At 60.2% G+C, this 18,411-nt stretch carries 14 protein-coding genes and 1 pseudogene; 6 read left to right on the plus strand and 9 right to left on the minus strand.

Translation table 11 applies throughout. From position 1 onward, the window contains the following. Positions 1–96 precede the first annotated feature (96 nt). Complete coding sequence (locus TU74_RS05075; RefSeq protein ID WP_048375399.1) at positions 97–2,535, plus strand: TonB-dependent siderophore receptor; 2,439 nt, start codon at positions 97–99, stop codon at positions 2,533–2,535. Between the two features lie 155 nt (positions 2,536–2,690). On the opposite strand, the gene TU74_RS05080 is transcribed toward TU74_RS05075, so the two are convergent. Next, the gene (locus TU74_RS05080) at positions 2,691–3,035 is read right to left on the minus strand and encodes a hypothetical protein (protein WP_047296004.1); all 345 of its coding nucleotides are present in this window, start codon (positions 3,033–3,035) and stop codon (positions 2,691–2,693) included. Positions 3,036–3,274: 239 nt separating this feature from the next. Here TU74_RS05080 and TU74_RS05085 point away from each other — a divergent pair, with 239 nt between their 5' ends. Continuing rightward, positions 3,275–4,270, plus strand: coding sequence for a cytochrome-c peroxidase (locus tag TU74_RS05085; protein WP_277620519.1), 996 nt, complete (start codon positions 3,275–3,277; stop codon positions 4,268–4,270). Positions 4,271–4,311: 41 nt separating this feature from the next. On the opposite strand, the gene TU74_RS05090 is transcribed toward TU74_RS05085, so the two are convergent. After that, entirely contained in the window at positions 4,312–4,983 is a 672-nt protein-coding gene (locus tag TU74_RS05090) for a polysaccharide lyase family 7 protein (RefSeq protein ID WP_048375402.1), read from the minus strand. Between the two features lie 324 nt (positions 4,984–5,307). Between TU74_RS05090 and TU74_RS05095 the strand changes: the two are divergent. From TU74_RS05095 to TU74_RS05105, 3 genes and pseudogenes are all read left to right on the plus strand, one after another. Continuing rightward, positions 5,308–6,618: pseudogene (locus TU74_RS05095) on the plus strand (diguanylate cyclase domain-containing protein); the annotation flags it as partial. A 98-nt stretch (positions 6,619–6,716) separates the two neighbouring features. Continuing rightward, complete coding sequence (locus TU74_RS05100) at positions 6,717–7,217, plus strand: M48 metallopeptidase family protein (RefSeq protein WP_048375404.1); 501 nt, start codon at positions 6,717–6,719, stop codon at positions 7,215–7,217. 63 nt (positions 7,218–7,280) lie between these two features. Then, on the plus strand, positions 7,281–7,577 hold the full coding sequence (locus tag TU74_RS05105; protein ID WP_047279385.1) for a winged helix-turn-helix domain-containing protein: 297 nt from the start codon (positions 7,281–7,283) through the stop codon (positions 7,575–7,577). Here TU74_RS05105 and TU74_RS05110 read toward each other — a convergent pair. Continuing rightward, positions 7,568–8,035, minus strand: a complete 468-nt coding sequence (locus TU74_RS05110) for a GNAT family N-acetyltransferase (protein ID WP_047279384.1) — start codon at positions 8,033–8,035, stop codon at positions 7,568–7,570. The two genes, TU74_RS05105 and TU74_RS05110, sit on opposite strands and share 10 nt — an antisense overlap. Positions 8,036–8,252: 217 nt before the next feature. Here TU74_RS05110 and TU74_RS05115 point away from each other — a divergent pair, with 217 nt between their 5' ends. After that, the gene (locus TU74_RS05115; RefSeq protein ID WP_047279383.1) at positions 8,253–8,990 is read left to right on the plus strand and encodes a substrate-binding periplasmic protein; all 738 of its coding nucleotides are present in this window, start codon (positions 8,253–8,255) and stop codon (positions 8,988–8,990) included. 32 nt (positions 8,991–9,022) lie between these two features. Here the strand turns inward: TU74_RS05115 and yccS are convergent, their stop codons facing one another. The 6 genes from yccS to TU74_RS05145 all read right to left on the minus strand — a co-directional run bounded on the left by yccS (position 9,023) and on the right by TU74_RS05145 (position 18,394). Continuing rightward, positions 9,023–11,197, minus strand: a complete 2,175-nt coding sequence (gene yccS / locus TU74_RS05120; protein ID WP_048375406.1) for a YccS family putative transporter — start codon at positions 11,195–11,197, stop codon at positions 9,023–9,025. A 110-nt stretch (positions 11,198–11,307) separates the two neighbouring features. Further along, positions 11,308–12,486, minus strand: a complete 1,179-nt coding sequence (locus tag TU74_RS05125; protein ID WP_047278189.1) for a BaiN/RdsA family NAD(P)/FAD-dependent oxidoreductase — start codon at positions 12,484–12,486, stop codon at positions 11,308–11,310. A gap of 132 nt (positions 12,487–12,618) precedes the next feature. Next, the gene (gene dbpA / locus TU74_RS05130; RefSeq protein ID WP_231740598.1) at positions 12,619–13,956 is read right to left on the minus strand and encodes an ATP-dependent RNA helicase DbpA; all 1,338 of its coding nucleotides are present in this window, start codon (positions 13,954–13,956) and stop codon (positions 12,619–12,621) included. 147 nt (positions 13,957–14,103) lie between these two features. Continuing rightward, a complete protein-coding gene (gene mdtD / locus TU74_RS05135) occupies positions 14,104–15,534 on the minus strand; it encodes a multidrug transporter subunit MdtD (RefSeq protein WP_047278187.1) in 1,431 nt (476 codons plus the stop codon). Between the two features lie 80 nt (positions 15,535–15,614). Further along, positions 15,615–16,952 (minus strand): TldD/PmbA family protein, encoded by a 1,338-nt coding sequence (locus TU74_RS05140; RefSeq protein WP_048375408.1) that lies wholly within the window; start codon positions 16,950–16,952, stop codon positions 15,615–15,617. Further along, a complete protein-coding gene (locus TU74_RS05145; RefSeq protein ID WP_048375410.1) occupies positions 16,952–18,394 on the minus strand; it encodes a TldD/PmbA family protein in 1,443 nt (480 codons plus the stop codon). The genes TU74_RS05140 and TU74_RS05145 overlap by 1 nt, the downstream gene beginning before the upstream one ends. Positions 18,395–18,411: the final 17 nt, after the last annotated feature.

An 18,411-nucleotide genomic window follows, 5' to 3' on the forward strand; every position in this document is an offset into this window, starting at 1 on the left:
TTTTCTGTTGAACCTTGCTGATTTTGATTCTCATCCGTCAATGACATAAGCCGCGATCGCAGCGAGTTACTGCCATGACAACGCAAGGATCACCCAATGCACCCGCTCCCCCTCACTGCCACCCATAAAATCACCCGCGCTGTGCGCCTGTCGCTGCTGGGCGCGTCCCTGGCCAGCCTGTCTGCGCTGGCGATGATGCCCGCGCTGAGTTATGCGCACAGCCAAACGACCTACCAGATACCGGCTGGCCCGCTGGGCAGCGCCTTGACCCAATTTGGCGTGCAAGCGGGGGTGACGATTTCGTTTGATACCGAGCAGGCTCGTCAGCTCACCACGGCCGGGCTTGAAGGGTCATACAGCATTGAAGAGGCGTTGGACCGCTTGCTGGCCAGCAGCGGGTTGCACGCCGAGCGTCAGACGAACGGGGGCTATGTGCTGGTCGCGCGCAGCCTTCAGTCCGGCCTGGAGCTGGGTGCCACTGAAGTGGTGACCAACCAGTTGGGTTCAGTGACCGAAGGCACTGGCTCTTACACGCCGGGCTACATCGCCACGGCCACGCGCATGGTGCTCAAGCCCCGCGAGACACCGCAATCGATCAGCGTCATCACCCGCCAGCATATGGATGATTTCGCGCTCGACAACGTTGACGATGTGATGCGTCACACCCCTGGCATTACCGTCTCGGCGTACGACACGGACCGGACCAATTACTACTCGCGCGGTTTCTCGATCAACAACTTCCAGTACGACGGCATTCCTTCGGCGGTGCGCAACGTTGCCTATTCGGCGGGCAACACCCTGAGCGACATGGCGATCTATGACCGTATCGAGGTGCTCAAGGGGGCTTCCGGATTGTTGAGCGGCGCCGGTTCGCTGGGCGGCACCATCAACCTGGTGCGCAAGAAGCCCACCCATGATTTTCATGGCCATATCACCACGGGCGCCGGCTCCTGGGACAACTACCGCACGGAAGCGGACGTCAGCGGACCGTTGACCGACAGCGGCAACGTACGTGGCCGCGCAGTGGCGGCCTATCAGGACCGCCAGTCCTATATCGACCGCTACTCCAACCAGAGTTCGGTGTTCTACGGCATCCTCGAAGCCGACCTCACGCCTGACACATTGCTGACCGTGGGCGCCGACTATCAGGACAACCGGCCTCAGGGGTCAACCTGGTCGGGGAGTTTTCCGCTGTACAACTACGCTGGCGAGATCAACGACGCCAAGCGTTCATTCAGCAATGCCACCGACTGGAGCAGTTGGCAGCAATACACCCGCACCGTCTTTGCCACGCTGGAACAAGACCTCGGCGGTGGTTGGGTCGGCAAGCTGCAACTCGATCACAAGCTCAATGGCTACGACGCCCAGTTGGGCGCCATCCAGTTCAACCAGCCGGCAGCCGATGGCACAGCGACCATCAATGCGCAACGCTACAAGGGTGAAACCACCAGCGATGCGGCTGACCTCTATATCAGTGGCCCTTACAGCATGATGGGGCGTGAACACCAACTGGTGCTGGGCGGCTCGATCAGCAAAGCAAACTGGCAAGGCAAAGGTTTCTGGGACGTTAAGTTCTCCACGCCCAACCTGGTCGATTACTTCAACTGGAACGGGCACCTGGCCAAACCTGATTGGGGCAGGGCATCACAAATCAGCGATGACACGGTGCGTCAGACGGGCATGTACGGGACCACCCGGCTCTCTATCACCGACGACCTGAATGTGTTTCTCGGTGCGCGAGTGGTGGACTACACCCTGACCGGCACCACCACGACCTACCATGAATCTGGCCGCGTGATCCCCTATGCGGGCATCACGTATGACCTGACCGACTCCCTCACGGCGTACGCCAGCTACACCGACGTGTTCATGCCGCAGGAGTTCTACAACCTGGATCGCCACAGCAAGATGCTCGACCCGGACCAGGGTGAAAACTATGAAATCGGCCTCAAGAGCGAAATGTTCGACGGCCGCCTGAATGCCAGCCTGGCGTACTTTGAGATCAAGGAAAGCAATCGCCCCATCCCCGACGACGCCTGGAACAACCTGTCGCCCACGCCACCCAACTATGCCTTCAAGGGCACTGCCGCGAGGACCAAGGGCTATGAGCTGGAAATATCCGGGGAGCTGAGCCCCGGCTGGAGCTTGCAAGGTGGCTACACGCACAAGGTGGTACGCGATGACACGGGCAAGAAAATCTCGACGTTTGAGCCCGAAGACCAGCTCAGCTTCTACACCATTTACAAACTCAAGGGCGACCTGAGCAAAGTCTCCGTGGGCGGTGGTGCCCGTTGGCAGAGCACGGCCTGGCAAGAAATGTACAACGGCCCGAAAAACCGCTACGAGGATTTCTCGCAGAAGCCCTATTGGCTGGTCGACCTGATGACCCGTTATCAATTCACGGAAAACCTGTCGACCACCCTTAACGTCAATAACGTGTTCGACAAGTACTACTACACCAACATCGGGTTCTATAACTCGGCGATTTATGGCGAGCCACGCAACTTTATGGTGACCACGCGCTGGGACTTCTGAGCCTGACGGTCAGGGGCTCACCTTGCCCCTGACGGCCGAAAAAAAGACCCAATGAGTGACGGTCAGTGAGCAGAGGGTGATCGTTGCTCAAGGTTGACAGCACCGCCAGCGCAACTGGTTTTGAGTTGAGGCTAAAAGGCTCTGGATCTGCCTGCCTACAACGAATCAGGGTCCACGCCATTGCCCCTGAGCAGTGCGTCCACCAGCGAGCGGGTCATCTCGACGGAATGCAGCATCGACCAGATCAGCCCTCGCTCTATGCCGCTGGCGCGCTCGGTGATCTCGTCCGAAACCTCCTCGGTGCTTTTGAGCATGATCGACATATGCTTCAAGGCTTCCAGCGCCCGCACGTCACCGCGCACGGCGAAAGGCGAGGCCGGGCTGACTTCGGCGGGTTGAGTCGGTTTGAGTTCGTCCAGCGGGGCGGGTGCAGCGTTGAGGTCATCAAGCAGGCGTCGCGTTTTTTCATCGTGCTGGTGATCGTCGCGCTTTTTCTTCATGTCGATTCCACTGGGAGCATCAATTGGGCCAGGCCGCTTGGCGACTCAAGAAGATAGCCCTGTGACTTTCAGGGCCGCAAGCAGTGCCTGCCGGGGGATCGTCATCTCAGAAGTGCCCTTCACTTACATACGGAAACATCCCACTTTTGACCGGGGATGGATCCGTTGACTCGCATCATCTGGCCATCACGTTACGTAACCCATAGTGGTTAAAAAACCATAACGTGAAGGAGAACACCGTGATTAAACCGTGGGTTGCACTGTGCAGTTTGATGCTGGGGGTGCAGGCGTGGGCCGCCGCGCCGATCAATGAACCGATACAGCCGATACAACCGGCAAAAATAACTGACCCGGCGAAGGTGGAACTGGGCAAGCAGTTGTGGTTTGACCCGAGGTTGTCCAAGTCCGGATTTATTTCCTGCAACTCGTGCCACAACTTGAGCATGGGCGGTAGCGATAATTTACCGACGTCCATTGGTCACAACTGGCATCAAGGGCCGATCAATTCGCCCACGGTGCTTAACTCGAGCCTGAACGTCGTGCAGTTTTGGGACGGGCGCGCCAAGACCCTCAAGGAACAGGCGGGCGGGCCGATTGCCAACCCCGGTGAAATGGGGTTTACCCACAACCTGGCCTCTGACGTGGTGCGCTCGATCCCGCAATATCGCGATTCATTCAAAGCGGTGTATGGCGATGACACGGTCAGTATCGACCACATCACCGATGCACTGGCGGCATTCGAGGAGACGCTGGTCACACCCAATGCGCCGTTTGACCGGTGGTTAAAAGGTGAAAAAGACGCCATCAGCCCGGCCGCGGTTAAAGGGTATGAACTGTTTAAAAACACGGGCTGCATTGCTTGCCATAACGGCGAGGCCGTGGGCGGAGCATCGATGCAGAAAATGGGGATGATCGAGCCCTATGTCACCAAGAACCCATCCGAAGGTGTCGCCGGGCTGACGGGAAAAGACACCGACCGCATGCTGTTCAAGGTGCCCACCTTGCGCAACGTCGAGCTGACTTATCCGTACTTCCATGACGGTGCGTACTGGAATCTGGAGGAAGCGGTGGATGTGATGGCCCGTCTGCAATTGGGTCGCAAACTGAGCCAGGAGGAAGTGGGGCAGATAGTGGCCTTCCTTAAAACCCTGACGGGCGATCAGCCGAGCTTTATGTTGCCGCAGTTGCCGCCGTCCTCTGCACACACCCCGCACCCCGTGCCATTCGGCCAGTGATGCATTGAAGACAGAGCCGCCAGTGCGGCTCTGCGCTTTACTCAGGGCGCGTTGTGGTCGATGTCCAGCTTGCTGAACGTGACTTGCCCGCCTTCTTTGCTATTGCCCGTGTTGTCCTGCACGTACGCCCCGGCCTTGAAGTACAGCGGTTTGTCGCGCCATGTAGCGCTGATGGGCGTGTTCCAGACTTTATTGGCGCCCTTGACGTTCAAGGTGCCGTCGGGTGTCAGGTTGATGACATAGGTGAAGCTCTTTTGCAGAGGCACATTCTCGGCCACCGTTACGGTCTTGATGGTGGTGTCGTTGGGCCGTATGCGCACCTTGGCCACCAGGTTGCCGCTGAGTTTGCTGGTCTTGTATTGGTATTCCAGCTTGAGCAGGGGCTGCTGACTTTGAAACGCATGGATCTGCCCGATCACGACCTTGCCGGAGGAGGGCACTTGATTGACGGCCAGCGTGGCGTTCAAAAAATGGTTGGCGCTGGGGTATAGCCAATTGCGCAAAGAGCCATCGGCGCGGGTTTCACGTAATTCGCTGCGCGGGTAAATGGCGTTGACGGTGGTGCTTGCGGTCACCGGCGCCCAGAAAAAAAGCGTGCCGGAATCGGCATGGAAATACACATTTTTGAAACCCTTAAGCAGGCGGGGAGTGTCGATGGTCGTCGGTGTGGAGCCGACAGGAACGCTCAGGTTCCAGGTTGACAGATCGATCATGTTTCGGGCCTTGTGCTGCTGCGCTTACAGGCCACACACACCGGAGTGGTGTCTGGACCAAGGCTTTGACGGGAGGTCTTTATAGGACGAACGGTATGGCCAGTTAAATGATGGCACTTTTATTTGACGTCAAAAAAACCTTATAACCGTAAAGCCCGCATTACATGTGGCGATAAACGGGCATACCGTTAGTCGGTTGGATCCGATTATGTCTAATTGTGTGGCGCAAGGTCGCTTCTGCTTTGCAGTGCCCGGGTTTAGAGTTGAGTTTCAGTTTTTGTCCGGTTTTCACCTGAGTTCAGGACAGTCAAATAGAGAAGCAGCATGGAATGCGTGCCCGAGAAACCGGCTGAGGCTGGTTCAGTTCTTTTGGTAGTGGATGATTACCCTGAAAATCTGATCAGCATGCAGGCGTTGTTGCAGCGCCCCGACTGGCACATTCTGACCGCCGCTTCAGGTGTTGAAGCCCTGGATATGTTACTGCGCCACGAGGTCGACCTGGTGTTGCTGGACGTTCAGATGCCCGTCATGGACGGGTTTGAAGTTGCACGTTTTATGCGCGGCAGCCAGCGCACGCGTTTTACCCCCATCATTTTCCTGACCGCCAACGCGCTATCCCGGGATGCCGTCCTGGAGGGCTACGCATGCGGTGCCGTGGACTACCTGCTCAAGCCTTTTGATTCCCAAATTCTCAAACCCAAAGTGCAGGCGCTGCTGGAGCATCAAAGCAATGCCAGGGCGTTGCGTCGCCTGAGCCGCGATCTGGAAATTGCCCAAGCGTTCAATGCCTCAGTGCTGGAAAACGCGGCCGAAGGGATTTTGGTGGTCAACGAAGACGGCTGCATCCGCTTTGCCAACCCGGCCATTTCGCGCCTGCTCAAGGTTTCGGTGGCCGGGCTCGAAGGCGTGCCCTTGCTGGATTTTCTGCAAAAGCCCCACGTGCCGCGCTGGTATGAATCTGCCATTTATCACGGTTATCAGCGGGGCGAAACCTACCGGGTGCATGACGCCATCCTGCGTTCGGCCCACGACCAGTTGCTCCCCGTGACCTTGTCCTGTGCGCCGCTTTCCGGGCAACAACACGCCATGGTGGTGACGGTGCTGGACATGTCCGAAGTGTGCCATCTGCATCAGCAGCTCGAACTGCAAGCCATCACCGATTCGCTGACGGGGTTGTTGAACCGGCGCGGCTTTCAACGGGCCGTCGAAGCGTTACTGATGCGCGATGACGTCGATGCGCAACTGCGCGTGTTGTTGTACCTGGACCTGGATGGGTTCAAGCGCATCAACGACTCGCTTGGGCATGAGGTCGGGGACCACGCCCTGAGCTGGGTCTCCGAACAGCTGGAGCAGTGCGCACGCCCCGGCGATATTCTGGGGCGCATCGGCGGGGATGAATTCACCCTGTTGTTGAGCGTCGATGAGCCGCAGGAAGCCGCGCAGATCGCAGAGCAACTGATCGAGCGTATCGCAGTGCATCAGCTCATCCAGGGGCTGGATGTCAGCCTCGGCGTCAGCATCGGCATTGCGGTTGACCCCGGCGGCGGCACCGGCCTTGAAACCCTGATGCGCGCAGCCGATGCGGCCATGTATGAAGCCAAGCGGGCAGGGCGTCAGCAGTACCGTTTTTATGACGCGCTGATCAGCACCCAGGCGCTGCTCAGCCCTGTTCACTGGAAGTAAGGGCTGGTGCGCCGCTACACTGGCGCACTTTTACGCGTCGCGCGGGCCCCATGACTGTTCTCAAATACCTCCAGGCATACCCTCAGACCTTGCAGGATCAAGTGCGGCAATTGATCGAACGCGATCAGTTAGGCGCGTACCTGAACGAACGCTACCCCGGTAAACATGCCGTGCAGAGCGACAAGGCCCTGTACGCGTACGCGCTTGAACTCAAGCAGGAACACCTGCGCAATGCGCCGTCCTTCGACAAGGTGCTGTTCGATAATCGCCTCGACCTGACCCACCGCGCACTGGGCTTGCACACCACCATTTCACGGGTGCAGGGCGGCAAGCTCAAGGCCAAGAAAGAGCTGCGCGTGGCCTCTTTGTTCAAGGACACCGCACCCGCATTCCTGAAGATGATCGTGGTCCACGAATTGGCCCACTTGAAGGAATCGGACCACAACAAAGCGTTCTACAAGCTGTGCGAGTACATGCTGCCCGACTACCACCAGCTGGAATTCGACTTGCGGGTGTACCTGACGTGGCGTGACATGCAGGGCAAACCCTGACTTGACCGGCGGCCGCGCACCGGTTCGCGCAGTCGGCAATCCAACGTGTGACAGGAGTGATCAATGGACGTCAGTAAAACCAAAAGCAGCTTTTACCGGCGCCTGTATGTGGCCTGGTTGATTGATACCCAACGGGCCAGTAATGTGCCGGCGCTCACCGAAGTGACCGGCATGCCCCGTCGCACGGCGCAGGACACCCTTGCAGCGCTCGCTGACCTGGACATCCTGTGCGAATTCGAACAAGAGGACGGCGCCCGCAATCACGCTGGGCGCTATGTGATCCGCAGTTGGGGCCCGATTGATAAAAGTTGGGTCGCCCGGCATGTGGAGCAGATCAAGCAGGTATTGAATTACCCCTGAGCGTCTACGTTCAGGCGCATGCCGATATGCGGGATGTTGTCTTCGAAGTAGGGCTCGCCCACGGCGTTAAAACCGTGCTTGGCGTACAGCGATTGCAGGTGCGCCTGGGCGGACAGAAAGACAGGCTCCTGCGGCCAGTTTTCTTTGATGTTATGCAGCGCTTGGTCCATCAAATCATGGCCCAGGCTATGCCCACGTGCCTGCGGTGCAACAATCACCCGGCCAATCACCACGTCCCCGGCATGGGACTCTGGGTCGAGCAAGCGCGCATACGCCACCAGTTGATCGTTTTGCCAGCCCATCAGGTGCAGCGTGTCACCTTCCAGATCCTGTCCGTCGATGTCCAGATAGGCGCATTCCTGTTCAACGATGAACACTTCGCAGCGCAGCTTCAAAATGGCGTACAGCTGTTCTTTACCCAGGTCAGAGTGGTGTTTACAGATCCAGTCAGTGGTCACGGTGTTGTCCTGAAAGAGTGGCGATCGCCAGATACTAGGCGCGAATGGCAAAGCAGGCCAAGCGTAAAAGTGTCAGCAGATAAGGCTTTTTGATATCAACCTACTGCGATTGGGAGTTATCTTTAAGTGGCCCGGGCCTTCATCCCTTGACGCTGATCAGGATGGGCCCCAATAAATGGCAGCTAAATAATAGTGGGCAGCCCCTTAAGGATCTTGCATGTCTCGCTTGCGCAGAGCTTTGATTGTGTCCGGATTGACCTTATGGGCTCATCACGCCAGCGCCGACACGCTGCGTCTGGTGGGCGATCACTGGCCGCCGTTTACCGATGGCACGCTGGTCAATGGCGGGCTGGCCACCGATCTGGTCAGCACAGCCCTTGCGCGGGCCGGGTACCCCAGCGCTTTTGAGCAAGTGCCGTGGGCCAGGGCGTTGCAAGGGATACAAAACGGTCGTTACGACGTGCTGGTTAACGCCTGGTTCCATGAAGATCGTCAGAAAATCGGGCAGTTTTCAGCGCCGTATCTGCAAAACCGCCTGCGTTTTATCCGCCGCAAAGACTCCCCCGTTGAATACGACACGCTAGGGCAGTTGACCGGTTATGCCATCGCCTATGTGCCCGGTTACGCCTATACCCCCGCGTTCGACAACAGCACCCAGCTCAACAAAGTCCCTGTGCATAACTTTGCGATGGCCGTGCGCATGCTGGTGGCGGGCCGGGTGAGCCTGACGCTGGAAGACGAGTATGTGGCGCGCTATCGGCTGTCGCGCGAATCGGCGCGGGTGCGCAACGCGGTGGAGTTCATGCCCAAGGCCTTGAGCGAAAACCAGCTGCATATTCTGGTCAGCCTGCAAAACCCCGATCACGCCAAAATCGTCTCGGATTTCGACCGTGAAATCACTGCCATGAAAGCCGACGGCAGTTTTGAACGCCTGCTCAAAGCCCATGGCATGTAGGCCGTATTAATCGCCCGAGGCGCTAAACGGCTTTACGGGGTTTTGATCAAGTGCGCGGCCAGTGTGCGCAAAGGCCCGAGCTGGCGGCAGATCAGCGCCAGTTGGGTTTGCACCAGTCGCTGGCTTTCGTCGATGTCATCCGGCATCTGCTCCAGCGCGCTGGCCAGTGCTTCCTCGTCATCGCTCTGCACCGCCACCGGTTGACGGTTGACCAGCCCTTGGGCGATCAGGTCAATGCTGTCGGCTATCGTGCGCCCGGCCCCTTCGATCAACTGTTCGCGCACCTCGGCCGGTAACTGCGTGTCGCGGTGCGCACCCAGCCCTGACAGATAACTGAGCAGCGTGTGCGACAACACCAGAAAGCGGAAGCCCATGTCCGCATCCTTACGGAAGTGCCCCGGTTCCATCAGCATGTTGGCCAGCGTGGTCGACAGCGCGGCATCCGCGTTGTGGGCGTTGCGTCGGGCCAGCCGATAGGCCAGGTCGTCGCTCTTGCCCTGCGCGTATTGCTGCAAGATCTGGCGCAGGTACTGGCTGTTGCAGCTCAAGGTGTTGGCCAGCACTTTATTCAGGCGCCGCCCTTGCCAGTCGGGCAGGAACAGGAACACGGCGGCAGCCGCAATCACGCTGCCCACCAGGGTGTCGAACAGGCGTGGCAGGAACAACCCGTAGCCGTCGCCCACCTGATTGAAGCAAAACAGCACCATCAAGGTGATGGCCGCGGTGCTCAAGGTGTAGCGCGAGGTGCGGTTAATAAAGAACACCACCCCGGCCGCCACTGCAAACATTGACTGGATCAGCGGGTTGGGAAACAGATCGAACAGCGCCCAGCCCACCGCCAGGCCGATGGCCGTGCCGATGATGCGCTGGCTGAACTTGCGCCGCGTAGCCCCGTAGCTGGGCGAGCACACAAACAATGTGGTCAGGATGATCCAGTAGCCTTGGGTCGGGTGAATCCAGTGCACCATGGCAAAGCCGATGCACAGTGCCAACGGCAGGCGCAGGGCGTGACGAAAAATCAGCGACGTGGGCGTCAGGTTCTGGCGCAGACGCGACCACACATCCTTCAGGTTGCGCGGCGAGCGGTCCAGCAAGCTGCTGTCGGTGGCGTCCGCCAAGGTGTCGGGGTTGCTGGCGTCACTCAGCAACCGGTCGAGGGTGCCGAGGTTGGCGGCCAGCGCCCGCAGGGAGCGCAACAGCCCGCGCCAGGCCGGATTGCTCTGGATGCGCAAGTGTTCGAGCGAGGCATGCAAGTCGCCCAGCGCTTCGGCAAAACTGTCGTCATAGACAAAGGCTTGGCGCAGCTTGATCGATTCGGACAACCGCTGGCAGGCGACCCCTTGCTGGCGCAGCAGGCGCTGACAGCGGAACATTACGTCACTGTGGAAGAAGGCATCGGCCAGCGCGTTGTAAGGGTAGTGCGAGGAGCTGGCGCGCTCGTGAATGTCTTGGGCCAGGAAGTACAGCTTCAAGTAGCGACTGAGGGTGGAGCCCGGCCGCGAGTTGCCGACCCGGTGCAGGATAATTTCCTTGGCGGTGTTCAGCGCTGCCACCACCTTGCCGTTCTGACGGGCCAGCTCAAGGCGGCCGGCTTCCACGTCCAGCGTGCGGATCGGTTCGAACAACGACGATTTGAGCTTGAGGTACAGCCCCAATTCCCAAAACAGCCGCGCCAGACTTTGCTGCACCGGCTGATTGGAAAACAGCGCCTGCCACAGTACCGACAGCACGCCATACCAGGCGGCGCCCGCCACCAGCAGCAGCGGTTCGTGCCAGAAGTCGGTCACTTCGCCGCCACGCTGATCGACACCGATCATCGTGTACACCGCCAGAATCAGCGTGGCAGAGGCAATGGCGCCATAGCGCTCACCCAAGGCCCCGAGCATGGTCAGGCCAAAGCTGGCCAACGCCAGCGCGCACACCATCAACAGCGGGTAGGGGAATAACAGTTCAACCGTGGTCGCAGCGGCGGTGAAACACACCAGCGTCACCAGCAAGGCATTCAGACGGCCTTGCCAGCTGTCATCGGTTTCGGACAGGGCGCTGGCGATGATCCCCAAAAACAGCGGGATCAGCAGCTTCATTTCATTCTGATACCAGCAAAAGGCCATGCTGCCGGTCAGGGCGATAAACACCCGCACGCTGTAACTGAACTTGTCCTGTGCCCACAGGCGGCGCAGAGACTGTCGAACGGTTTTCGATGACATTGAAGTGGCGTTGCCTTGCGAGTCGTTTCGCTAAATTGAGCCAGTTATGACGACAGTGCAATGACACTGTTCACATCGCCCCCAAAAAAATTCAGGGGCTGTCAACGCGGTCAGACGTATTGCGCTGCCGCGTAGCCCGAAGCCCAGGCCCACTGAAAATTGAAGCCGCCCAAGTGGCCGCTGACATCCAGCACCTCGCCCACGAAATACAGGCCAGGGCTTTTCAGCGATTCCATGGTTTTGGACGACACTTCGCGCGTGTCCACACCCCCCAGCGTCACCTCGGCGGTGCGGTAGCCTTCGGTGCCCGCCGGTACGACCTTCCAGCTCGCCAGTTTGTCCGCCACGTCCGCCAGCTCACCGGGCGTGTATTGCTTCATTGGCTTGGACACAAACCAGTGTTCGGCCAGCAGGTTGGCCATCTTCTTGGTGAAAATCTCGCCCAGCAGGGTTTTCAGCTCGCTGTTCGGGCGTTCGGCCTGCTGGCTGTGCAGCCAGTCGAGGGCGTCGAGGTCGGGCAGCAGGTTGATTTCAACCGTATCGCCAGGGTTCCAGAACGATGAAATCTGCAAAATCGCCGGGCCGCTCAAGCCACGGTGAGTGAACAGGATGTTCTCGCGAAAGCTCTGATCGTTGCAGCTCACCAGGCAATCCACCGAGGTGCCGGACAGTTCGGTGCAGATTGCTTTCAACTGGTCGGTGATGGTAAACGGCACAAGCCCGGCGCGGGTCGGCAGCAGGGTATGCCCGAACTGCTTGGCCACTTGATAGCCGAAACCGGTCGCACCGAGGGTCGGGATCGACAAGCCGCCGGTAGCGATCACCAGCGATTGGCACTGCAACGCATCGAGCGTGGTGTTCACGGTGTAACCGGCTTCGGTTTTCTCGATCTGCTCGACGGACGTGTCCAGGTGCAGGCTGACCCCCGCGTGCTGGCATTCGTCCAGGAGCATCTCAAGGATGTCGCTGGACTTGTTGTCGCAAAACAGTTGGCCGAGTTTTTTCTCGTGGTACGGCACGCCATGCTTGGCCACCATCGCGATGAAATCCCACTGCGTGTAACGGGCCAATGCCGACTTGCAGAAGTGCGGGTTCTGCGACAGAAAATTGTTGGGTTCGGTGTACATATTGGTGAAGTTGCAACGTCCACCGCCGGACATGAGGATTTTTTTGCCCGCCTTGTTGGCGTGGTCGATCAACATCACCTTGCGCCCACGTCCGGCAGCGGTCAGCGCGCACATCAAGCCTGCGGCGCCAGCGCCAATGATTACAACGTCGGTAGAACGCACAGCGCAGTCCTCACTAAAAGCTACCCTCACCCCGGCCTCTCCCGGTGGGGGAGGCCTGAGATGAGACGATCTTGAATTCTGCCCCCTCGCCCTCCGGGAGAGGGTTGGGGCGAGGGAGTTTTTTAAAGCGTTTTACAACACCCGAACGCGCAGCGAACGGCCTTTGATCTTGCCGTCGCTCAGGCGCTGAGCGGCCTGCTTGGCGATGGTGCGATCCACGGCCACGTACGCCTGGAAGTCGAAAATCGCAATTTTGCCGACCTGAGCGCCCGGGATTCCGGCGTCGCCTGTCAGCGCGCCAAGAATATCGCCCGGACGCACTTTGTCTTTACGACCGGCACCGATGCACAACGTGCTCATGGCCGGCAGCAGCGGCGCGCCACCCTGCGAGGTGAGGGTGTCGAGGGTGTCCCAGTTCAGCGGGGCTTTCTGCAATTGTTCGATGGCCTGGGCGCGGTGCGCTTCGGACGGGGCGACCAGGCTGATGGCGATGCCTTTTTCACCGGCACGGCCGGTACGCCCTACACGGTGAATGTGAATTTCGGAATCGCGCGCCAGTTCGACGTTGATGACCATGTCCAGGGCATCGATGTCCAAACCACGGGCGGCTACGTCCGTGGCCACCAGCACCGACGTCGAGCGGTTGGCGAACATGGCCAGTACCTGATCGCGGTCGCGCTGTTCCAGATCGCCGTGCAGGCCGACCGCCGAAATGCCTTTGGAGGTCAGGTGGTCGACGGTTTCCTGAACCTGCTGCTTGGTGAAGCAGAAGGCCACGCACGATTGCGGGCGGAAATGGCCCAGCACCTTGGTCACGGCGCTCATGCGTTCTTCAGGGGAGATTTCGTAGAAACGCTGCTCGATCTGGCTGTCAGTGTGCAACGCCTCGGCCTTGACCTGCTGCGGGTTGCGCATGAACTTGGACGACAACTGCTTGATGCCAACCGGGTACGTGGCCGAGAACAGCAAGGTCTGACGGCGCTCCGGGGTTTGCACGATGATGTCTTCGATGGCGTCGTAGAAGCCCATGTCGAGCATGCGGTCGGCTTCGTCCAGCACCAGCGTGTTCAGGCCGTCGAGGACCAGCGAACCTTTGCGCAAGTGCTGCTGGATGCGGCCCGGGGTGCCGACGATGATGTGCGCGCCGTGCTCCAGCGAACCGATCTGCGGCCCGAAGGACACGCCACCACACAGGGTCAGCACTTTGATGTTGTCTTCGGCGCGGGCCAGACGGCGGATTTCTTTGGCGACCTGGTCAGCCAGTTCGCGGGTCGGGCAAATCACCAGCGCCTGACAGCCGAAGAAGCGCGGGTTGATCGGGTTCAGCAGGCCGATACCAAAGGCGGCGGTCTTGCCGCTGCCGGTCTTGGCCTGAGCGATCAGGTCCATGCCTTTGAGGATCACCGGCAAGCTCTGCGCCTGAATCGGCGTCATCTGGGCATAACCGAGGGAGTCGAGGTTAGCCAACATGGCGGCGGACAAGGGCAAAGTATTAAAAGCGGTGGCGATGGTGGTCACGGGACTGGCCTGCAAAACAAAATGTCGCGCAGTGTAACAGCCCAAGGCCCTTCGCCTGAAGATTCTGGACGAGTTGTCGCCCAGAACCTGCGGCAACGATCAGTGTTCCAGTTCGTGCTCGGAGTGGGCTTTGGGCTTACGGCCATCCTGAGGCGACAGTTGCAGGAAGATCGCCGCCGCCAGCATGGCCATGATGCCCACTGTCAGGAAGGTCAACTGGAACGCCCCCAGCACCGTGTCGACCCCATCCCCGCCGCCATCGCCCGTGAAACCGCCGAGCAGCGCGCCGGCACAGGCCACGCCCAGGCTGAGCGACAATTGCGCCACCACTGACAGCAAGCTGTTGCCACTGCTGGCGCTGGCGTCGTCGAGGTCGATCAGGGTCACGGTGTTCATGGCCGTGAACTGCAACGAGTTGATGGCCCCGAGCACAGCCAGCATCGACAGCAACAGCGGGTACGGCGTATGTGCCGTCACCAACCCCATGCTGGCCAGCATGATGCCCAGCGCGAAGGTGTTGAAGGTCAGTACTTTGCGATAGCCGAGGCGCTCGATCAGCGGCCGCGCGACCCATTTGGCCAGCATCGCGGCGCCTGCCAGCGGCAGCATGCTCATCCCGGCCTGAGAAGGCGAATACCCCAACGCCACTTGCAGCAGCAACGGCACCAGAAACGGCAGCGCGCCACTGCCCAGACGCGCAAACAGGTTGCCGAGGATGCCCACGGCAAAGGTCTTGGTCTTGAACAGCCTGGGGGAAAACAGCGGGTTGGCGATGTTACCGGCGCGCAGCCAATACGCCGCCAGACACGCCATGCCCGCGAACAGCAGCAACATCACCCGCAAGTGCGGCATGTGCAGTTCGCCCAACCCCTCCATGGCAATGGTGATGAACACCATTGCCGCGCCAAACAGCAAAAAGCCCAGGCCATCGAAGCGGGTGCGTTCGTCGCCGCGCAAATCCGGAATGAAGTGCCAGACCGCCCAACAGCCGAACGCGCCGACCGGCAGGTTAATCAGGAAGATCCAGTGCCAGCTCAGGTACTGCACCATCCAGCCGCCCATGGTCGGACCGATCAACGGGCCGAGCAGGCCGGGAATGGTGATGAAGCCCATGATCCGCACCAGCTCCGAGCGCGGATACGCCTTAAGCACCACCAGCCGCCCCACCGGCAGCATCAGGGCGCCGCCCAGCCCTTGAATCACGCGGGCGCCGATCAGTTGATTGAGGGTGCCGGACAACGCGCACAGCAAAGAGCCGAGGCTGAACAGGAGGATGGCACTGAAGAAGATTTTCTTGGTGCCGAAGCGGTCGGCAATCCAGCCGGAAGCCGGGATCAGCAAGGCCACCGTGAGCATGTAGGCGACGATCACGCCCTGCATGCGCAAGGGGTTCTCATCGAGGTCGCGGGCCATGTCGGGCAACGCCGTGTTGAGGATCGTGCCATCGAGTGACTGCATGAAGAACGCGATGGCGACCACCCACGGCAACCAGCGCAATGTTTCAGGACTGAGAACCGGGCGAGCGGGCATAAGACCTCGTCGTGTGAAAAGTCAGCGGTTTCGTCGCTGCCGCAGGCGGCATGGGCCAGCGGCAGCGATGGCGCGGAAGGTTACAACGTCAACGTGAGTGTTTTGACCAGTGCGCCGGGCAACAGGTTCGATGCCGTCTGGCGTTGGTCGTACGTGCTGGCCGACACCAGCCATTCGCGCTCCACCGTCAGCGCTTCCAGTTGCGAACCCAGCAGACTATAGACGCTGTCATCAAAACGCATGGTGTTCACCGGGGCGATGATCTGGCCGTCTTCGACCCAGAACGTCGCGAAACGGGTCATGCCGGTCATGCGCGCGGCAGGCTGGTCCGAGTAGTTCAAGTACCACAGGTTGCTGATGTACAGCCCGGTGCCCAGTTGCGTGAGGATATCGGCCTGTTCCAGCGTGCCCGGCGCCATCGTCAGCGCACTCGGGGACTCGCCCGGCAGTGCACCGTTAACCTGCAAGCCATACTCGGCCGCGCTGCGTGAGCCCACCAGTTGTTGATCGGCCATGCCGTGCCTGACCAGTGACAAGTCCTGGCGCGGATACCCTTCCCCGGAAAACGCCGGGCTCAGGGATTGGCTCACCTGTTCGTCCAGCGACACCAGCGGGCTGAGGCGGGCGTCACCGGCGTAGAGCTTTTGCAGCGGGCTGGCCTTGCTGGCCAACGCCTGCGCCGAAAACCCGCCCCAGCTCAGCATGCTCATGACTTCTTCCAGCGCCGCCGGGGCCAGGTAGGCACGGTATTGGCCGGGGGCCAACACGTGGGCCGGGCGGCCAAGAAACGCCAGTTGCTCGCGCGCCAGTTGCATGCGCCGGGCGAAGCGTTGGCTGTCCCATTGGGCGCCCGCGTAACTGGCTTTCACCGCCTGACCGTTGCTGTGGAACAGGCTCCAGTCGAAATTGAAGCTGTTGGCCTGATGCCAGCCAAACGCATCTTCGGAGCTGGCATAGCCATAGCTGATCGGCCCGCTGGCGTAGAAGCCCACCAGGTCGACACCGTGCGAGGCGCTGCGGATTTCGTCCAGCACCTGTGCGGTGTCCGGCAAAGGCGAGTCTTGTACGTTGCGGCTCTGCCAGGACTCGGCGCTGAGCAGCAAATACGGGTCCACCGGCAGCAGCGGCAAGGTCTCGCGCAGTTGCTGCAACGCCAGGGCCAGACGCGATTGGTCAACCTCGGCCTCACCGCTGAGGGTCACGCGGATATCGGCATGACGGCCGTCGTTAATCAACTTGAGGCTCAGGCTGGCCTGTTGCACGTTTCCGGCCTGTCGCACCTTGCCCTTGTTGAAACGGATGAACGTCGAAGTTTCGGCGTTGTAGTTCAGGGTGAACCGCTCAGGGCCGCGCAACGCTGCCCGTAACCCGTCGACCAGCCCTTCGAAATGCCCGGCTTCACGCATTGATTGATCCATCAGGCATCCCCTCCAAAGACATCGATATCACTGAATACACACGCTGGCGAAGCATGCCCGACGCGGATGACCTGATTGGGTTCGCCTTTGCCACAGTTGGGGGTGCCCAGCACTTTGAATGTGCTGAGGTCGCCCACCGCGCTGAGGCTGCGCCAGAACTGTTCGGAAATGCCCCGGTAGTTGGGGTTTTTCACCACGCCCTTGAGTTCGCCGTTTTCGATCAACTGGCCCCATTCGCAGCCGAACTGGAATTTGTTGCGGGCATCGTCAATCGACCACGAGCGGTTGGTGGCCATGAGAATGCCGCGCTCAATGCCACCAATCAGTTGGGGCAGGCTTTGGTCGCCGGGCTCCACGTTGAGGTTGGCCATGCGGTCAATCGGCGGTCGGTTCCAGCTGCAAGCGCGGCTGTTGGCCACGCCCTCCAGCCCGGAGCGGAACTGCGACAGCGCACCGCCCAGCGGGCGCAGCAACAGCCCTTCGCGGATCAGGAATGCCTTGTGAGCCGGGGTGCCGTCGTCATCGTGGCTGTAGCTGGCGAGTTGCTCCGCCAGGGTGGGGTCGAAGGTCACGTTCAACAACGGCGAGCCGTATTGCAGTTGCCCGAAGTCGCTGGTTTTGACAAAGCTGGTGCCCGCGTAATTGCGCTCGTCACCCAGGATGCGGTCCAGTTCCAGCGGGTGGCCGATGGATTCGTGGATTTGCAGGATCATTTGGTCTGGCATCAGCAGCAGGTCACGTTTGCCTTGAGGCGCGTTGGGTGCCAACAGCAGTTGCAGCGCTTGATCCGCCACGTTGGGCGCAGCGCCCACCAGCCCGCTGCGGTGGATGACATCGGCGCCGCCCTGCTGGCCAAAGTTCTCGCGGCCCAGGCTGCGGGTCTGGCTGTCGTGGCCGTCGAACGCCGTGACTGACATCCCCGGATAGACAAACCGCTGCGCCTGGCGCACCTCGGCCCCCGCACTGTTGAGGTAGATCTGCTCGACGTGGGTAAGCCCCAGGCTGACGTCCCAACTCACCAGTCGCTCGTCCTTCGGCACCGCAGCGGACTCGGCGCCCAGCAGCGCGTAGCAATCGCTCAGGGAAGGGAAGGGCTGATGGAGGTCGGGCGAGCAGTAATCGGCGCACTCGCTGGAAACCGGCTCCTGCGTCAAATCGAGCAGGGCGTGGCTGGCGATCAGGCGCGCCAGTTGCTCGGCGCGTTCGAGCGCTGCCTGCAACCCGGCGGGCGTCAAGTCATGAGTGGCCGCATAGGCCTCGACCCCGTTGACCCGCGCCGTGAGCATCACGCCCTGGTCCTGACTGAAGTAAGGAGGTTCTGCGACATTCTTGCGCACCGACAAAAACTGCCCGGATTCGCGCACATACCGCAACGAATGGAACTCGGCCCGGGTGTGCAACGCGGCAAAGCATCGCTTGAGCTGAGGGTAGAAATCGAACATGCACAGAACTCCTGACT

Origin of the sequence: Pseudomonas lundensis, from assembly GCF_001042985.1 — a bacterium.
GTDB classification, from domain to species: Bacteria; Pseudomonadota; Gammaproteobacteria; order Pseudomonadales; family Pseudomonadaceae; genus Aquipseudomonas; species Aquipseudomonas lundensis.

Bases quoted from the DNA above. Each gene is read 5' to 3' on its own strand.
- yccS (WP_048375406.1), bottom strand. From the start codon at position 11,197: ATGTCATCGAAAACCGTTCGACAGTCTCTGCGCCGCCTGTGGGCACAG.
- TU74_RS05145 (WP_048375410.1), bottom strand. From the start codon at position 18,394: ATGTTCGATTTCTACCCTCAGCTCAAGCGATGCTTTGCCGCGTTGCAC.
- mdtD (WP_047278187.1), bottom strand. From the start codon at position 15,534: ATGCCCGCTCGCCCGGTTCTCAGTCCTGAAACATTGCGCTGGTTGCCG.
- TU74_RS05080 (WP_047296004.1), bottom strand. From the start codon at position 3,035: ATGAAGAAAAAGCGCGACGATCACCAGCACGATGAAAAAACGCGACGC.
- TU74_RS05075 (WP_048375399.1), top strand. From the start codon at position 97: ATGCACCCGCTCCCCCTCACTGCCACCCATAAAATCACCCGCGCTGTG.
- TU74_RS05140 (WP_048375408.1), bottom strand. From the start codon at position 16,952: ATGGATCAATCAATGCGTGAAGCCGGGCATTTCGAAGGGCTGGTCGAC.
- TU74_RS05100 (WP_048375404.1), top strand. From the start codon at position 6,717: ATGACTGTTCTCAAATACCTCCAGGCATACCCTCAGACCTTGCAGGAT.
- dbpA (WP_231740598.1), bottom strand. From the start codon at position 13,956: ATGTTGGCTAACCTCGACTCCCTCGGTTATGCCCAGATGACGCCGATT.
- TU74_RS05115 (WP_047279383.1), top strand. From the start codon at position 8,253: ATGTCTCGCTTGCGCAGAGCTTTGATTGTGTCCGGATTGACCTTATGG.
- TU74_RS05105 (WP_047279385.1), top strand. From the start codon at position 7,281: ATGGACGTCAGTAAAACCAAAAGCAGCTTTTACCGGCGCCTGTATGTG.
- TU74_RS05090 (WP_048375402.1), bottom strand. From the start codon at position 4,983: ATGATCGATCTGTCAACCTGGAACCTGAGCGTTCCTGTCGGCTCCACA.